Consider the following 5,264-nt stretch of genomic DNA (forward strand, 5'->3'; position numbering starts at 1 on the left):
GCGCCCCTACCAGCTCAGCGACAACCTCGCCGCCAACAGCGGCGCCGTCTTCCTGACCGGCACGCAGGCCCTGGTGCGGCTGCTGCTCGCGCAGAAAGCCCAGGACGAGCGCGCCGGGCTGAAGACGGCCGGCTTCGTCTCCGGCTACCGCGGCTCGCCGCTGGGCATGGTGGACCAGCAGCTGTGGAAGGCCAAGAAGTTCCTCGAGAAGGCCCACATCGAGTTCCTGCCGGCCATCAACGAAGACCTGGCCGCGACGGCCTGCCTGGGCGTGCAGCGCGTGGCGCTGGATGCGCAGCGCACCGTCGATGGCGTGTTTGCGATGTGGTACGGCAAGGGCCCAGGCGTGGACCGCTCGGGCGATGCGCTCAAGCACGGCAACGTCTACGGCACGAGCACGCAGGGCGGCGTGCTGGTCGTCTGCGGTGACGACCATGGCTGCGTGTCCAGCAGCACGCCGCACCAGAGCGACCAGGCGCTGCAGGCCTGGAGCATGCCGCTGGTGCACCCGGCCAATGTGGCCGAGTACCTGGAGTTCGGCCTGTATGGCTGGGCGCTGTCGCGCTTCTCGGGCGCCTGGGTCGGCTTCAAGGCCATCTCCGAGGTTGTCGAGAGCGGCATGACGGTAGACCTGGACGCCGTGCCGCTGGACTTCGAGCATGCCGTCGACTACACGGCGCCGACCAATCTGCACATCCGCTCGGTCGACCTGCCCTCGCTGGAGCTGGAGTCGCGCCTTGCGCACAAGATCGAGGCGGTGAAGGCCTTTGCCAAGGTCAACAGCATCGACAAGCACATCGTCACCAGCCCGGCGGCTACTTTGGGCATCGTGACGGTGGGCAAGGCGCACTACGACTTCATGGAGGTGCTGCGGCGCCTGGACCTCGACCCCAACGCCCTGGCCGCGGCCGGCGTGCGGGTCTACAAGGTCGGCCTCGTGTTCCCGCTGGAGCCGACGCGCATCACCGAGTTCTGTTCCAACCTGACCGACGTGCTGGTCATCGAGGAGAAGGGCCCGGTCGTCGAACGCCAGATCAAGGAGCTGCTCTACCACCTGCCCGACTTCCAGCGCCCGCGCGTCGTCGGCAAGACGGATGAACATGGCTGCGCGGTGCTGAGCGCCCTGGGCGAGCTGCGCCCCAGCCGCATCATGGGCACGGTGGCCGACTGGCTGGCGCGGCTGAACCCGGCGCTGGACCGCCGCCACCTGGTCGTCGACTTCCTGACACCGCAACTGCTGAGCAACGCCGCCGACGCGGTGCGCCGCCAGCCCTATTTCTGCTCGGGCTGCCCGCACAACACGTCCACCAAGCTGCCCGAGGGTTCGCGGGCGCTAGCGGGCATCGGCTGCCACTTCATGGCGAGCTGGATGGAGCGCGGCACGTCCGGCCTGATCCAGATGGGCGCCGAGGGCGTGGACTGGGCCGCGCAAAGCCGCTTCACGAACGAGAAGCACGTCTTCCAGAACCTGGGCGACGGCACCTACTACCACTCGGGCTACCTGGCCATCCGCCAGGCCATCGCGGCCAAGACCAACATCACCTACAAGATCCTCTACAACGACGCGGTTGCTATGACCGGCGGCCAGCCGGTGGACGGCCAGACCAGCGTGCCGCAGATCGCGCGCCAGGTGGAGGCCGAGGGGGTCAAGCGCCTCGTGGTCGTGTCCGACGAGATCGGCAAATACGACGGCCACCACGGCCTGTTCCCGGCCGGCACGAGCTTCCATGACCGCAGCGAGCTGGATGCCGTGCAGCGCGAGCTGCGCGAGATCGAAGGCGTGACGGTACTGATCTACGACCAGACCTGCGCCGCCGAGAAGCGCCGTCGCCGCAAGAAGAAGGAATTCCCGGACCCGCCGCGCCGCATCTTCATCAACGAGGCCGTCTGCGAGGGCTGCGGCGACTGCGGGGTCGCATCGAACTGCCTGTCCGTGGTGCCGGTGGAGACCGACTGGGGCCGCAAGCGCGCCATCGAGCAGAGCAGCTGCAACAAGGACTTCTCCTGCGTGAACGGCTTCTGCCCGAGCTTCGTGTCGGTGCACGAACCGGTGCTGAAGAAGAAGGCCGGCGGCAGCTACACGGCGCAAGACCTGGCGCGCGAGCTTGCCGCCATCACTCCGCCCGCACCCTGGCAGTGGACGGGCCCGTTTGATCTGCTGGTCACGGGCGTCGGCGGCACGGGCGTCGTCACCGTCGGCGCGCTGGTGTCGATGGCCGCCCACCTCGAGGGAAAACAGGCCTCGGTGCTGGACTTCATGGGCTTTGCGCAGAAGGGTGGCGCGGTGCTGAGCTTCGTGCGCGTGGCACCAACGCTGGACCTGCTGAACCAGGTGCGTATCGACACCCAGCAGGCCGACGTGCTGCTGGCCTGCGACATGGTGGTGGGCGCCTCGCCCGATGCGCTGGGCACGGTGAAGGCCGGTCGCACCGTCATCCTGGCCAACACGCATGAACTGCCCACGGCCGGCTTTGTGCGCAACCCGGATGCATCGCTGCAGGGCGACTCGCTGATCGCCAAGATGAAGTTCGCCGTCGGTGAGCACGGCGAGCTCAGCACCATCGATGCGCAGGACATCTCGCAGCGCCTGATGGGCGACACCCTGCCCAGCAACATCATCATGCTGGGCGCCTGCTGGCAGCGCGGCCTCATCCCCGTCAGCGAGGCGGCGCTGATGCGCGCCATCGAGCTGAACGGCGTCGCCGCCGAGGCCAACAAGACCGCCTTTGCGCTGGGCCGCTTGGCCATCGCTGCACCGGACGCTATTCCGAGGCTGGCCGGCGACGTCAACGTGGTGAAGCTCTTCAACTTCGACCAGCTCGACGGCCCAGACGGCCTGATCGAGCGGCGCGCCCAGTTCCTGACCGGCTACCAGGACGCCGCCTATGCCCAGCGCTACCGCGCCCTCGTCGAACGCGTGCGCATTGCCGAGTCCGCCCTCGGCAAGGGCCAACGCCTGACCCAGGCCGTGGCCCGCTACTACGCCAAGCTGCTGGCCATCAAGGACGAGTACGAAGTCGCGCGCCTGTACACCGACGGCCGCTTCGAGAAGGCGATGAAGGACCAGTTCGAGAACTGGGAGCGCCTGTCCTTCCACCTCGCCCCGCCGCTGATCTCCAGGCCCGGCGCCGACGGCCGCGCCAGGAAGATCGAGCTGGGTTCGTGGACCTTCACGGCCTTCAAGTGGTTGGCCAAGCTCAAGGGCCTGCGCGGCGGCGTGCTGGACATCTTCGGCAAGACCGAGGAGCGCCGCATGGAGCGCCAGCTCATCACCGACTACGAGAAGCTGGTCGATGAGATCCTGGCCTCACTGACGGCCGACAACCTGAACACCGCTGTCGAACTCGCCCGCCTGCCCGAGAAGATCCGCGGCTAYGGSCATGTSAAGCATGCCAAYGTCRTYGCSGTGAAGAAGCARTGGCAGGCMCTGCTGGAYCGCTTCCAYGGYCGYRCGGYCGAGGTTGCGGYGCAGCCGGTGGCGATGCCGGTGCGGGTCAARGGCGTGGCGGAGCTGTAGCCCTCAGCGCTCCCAGACTCCCGCGCGCCTCAGCGTGTCCACGGCGCCGAGGTCCAGCGCCCAGTTGCCCAGGCGCTTGTCGACGCGCTGCGCGGTGGCCGGGCGCACGCCGGGCAGCGGCGCACCCTCCAGGAAGGCGCCGAGGCACTCGCCGATGTAGTCGAGCCCGAGGTGGCCCAGCGTGGCCGCGCTGCCGGTGAAGCGACCGTTGATCTCGAAGGCCAGCAGCAGCCCGTCCGGCGTGCGGCCCAACTGCACATTGAAGGGGCCGCGCCAGCCCAGGTCGGCCAAGGCCGCCCCGAAGACCTGGAGCATGGGGCGCAGCTCGCCGTCCAGGGCCAGCGCCTCGACCCGCTCCGTGCGGCCGAGCTTGACTTGCGTGTGCCGCGTCGCGAAGGGCGCCAACAACCGGCCCGAGGGCGCCACGCAGCCGTCCAGGCTGAGTTTTTCCACTCCGGGTAAGGACCAGTCCAGCGGCACACCGCCCTCGCGCAGCCGCTGCCAGGCCGCCAGTTCCGGCCGGGCGCCCAGCCAGGGTTGAAAACAGTAGTCCGGCCAGGCCAGCGCGGCGCGCAGTTCGCTCTGCCCGGTGGCCAGCACGACACCGCGCGACGCGTTGCCGCGGCGCGGCTTGGCAACCAGCGGCCAGCCCCATCCAGACGCCAGCCCCGACACGGCGGCCCAACCGTCCTGATCGCACAGCGTCGGTGCGAAGGGCAGGCCGCGTGCCGTCGCGAAGGCGGCAGTGGCCCGCTTGTCGCGCAGCACCTGCGCACTCGCTGTGCTGCCCACCATGCAGCGCACCCCGGGGTTGCGCTCGGCCCATCCGGCGAGGAAGACAACGTCGTCGTCGCGACCGGGCAGGATGAGGTCGGGTGCCTCCTGCGCCACGATGGCTTCGAAGCGGGCCAGGAAGCCGGCGTTGTTGAGCTCGGGAGTGAGGTGAACGCGGTCGCACAGGAAGTTGCTGACCGCGTCGGCCTGTGAGTTGAAGCCGACCACCTCGACGCCCTCGCGCCGCCCGGCCAGCGCTTCGAGCAGGTTCTGCCCCACCAGGCTGCCGACGCTGGCGACCAGCAGGCGCGGCCTCTCATGCATGGCCGGCTGGTTCTTGCATCAGGGCAGGCACGACATGCGTGGCGAGGGCGCACCGCAGCTGATCGAGGTCTGCTTCGGTCAGGAAGCCATGCCAGGGCAGGCCGAGGCTGCGCCCGGCCAGGGCGGCCGTGACCGGCAGTTCRCCAACGACCGGGCAGGCCGCGAAGGCCGGCTGCGCCGGCAGCGGCGGGCAATACCAGCGGCGCGTCTCGATGCCCTCGCGGGCCAGGGCCGCGGCCACTGGTGCCGCGGCGACGGGCAACATCAGCACCAGGTTGGCCGGCAGCGCGTCACCGACATCGAAGCCCGTCTGCCGCGCCACGCCGGGCAGGCCGTCCAGCAGCGCGCTGTAGGCCGGCCACCGCACCCGGCGCCGCTCGCGCAGTGCGCCACGGCGTGCCCACTGGCACAGGGCCACGGCCGCCGCGTACTCCGACATCTTGGCGTTGCCCGCCACGGCGGCGGCCCGCCCGCCCTCGAACCCGAAGTTGGACAGCCGAGCCACACGCTCGGCCAGAGCGGCGTCGCGCGTGGCGACGAGGCCACCCTCGCCGATGCCGAAGGGTTTGGTCGCATGCAGGCTGAAGGCGGCGCAGGCCCGATGCCCGACGGCCTGGTTGCCGAAGGCCGCCGCGGCATCCATCAACAC

At 69.7% G+C, this 5,264-nt stretch carries 3 protein-coding genes; 1 reads left to right on the forward strand and 2 read right to left on the reverse strand.

From position 1 onward, the window contains the following. Positions 1–3,517: indolepyruvate ferredoxin oxidoreductase family protein (locus AC1DU6_RS19310; RefSeq protein WP_477858959.1), on the forward strand; the 3,517-nt coding region annotated here is incomplete at its 5' end. A gap of 3 nt (positions 3,518–3,520) precedes the next feature. Here AC1DU6_RS19310 and AC1DU6_RS19315 read toward each other — a convergent pair. Together AC1DU6_RS19315 and AC1DU6_RS19320 are read right to left on the reverse strand one after the other, a co-directional pair. Next, on the reverse strand, positions 3,521–4,615 hold the full coding sequence (locus AC1DU6_RS19315; RefSeq protein ID WP_457320079.1) for an ATP-grasp domain-containing protein: 1,095 nt from the start codon (positions 4,613–4,615) through the stop codon (positions 3,521–3,523). Further along, positions 4,608–5,264, reverse strand: a 657-nt coding sequence (locus AC1DU6_RS19320; protein WP_477858961.1) for a DegT/DnrJ/EryC1/StrS family aminotransferase, incomplete at its 5' end; no start/stop codon positions are given. The genes AC1DU6_RS19320 and AC1DU6_RS19315, both read right to left, overlap by 8 nt.

It is taken from the genome of Roseateles sp. P5_B10, from assembly GCF_056400485.1.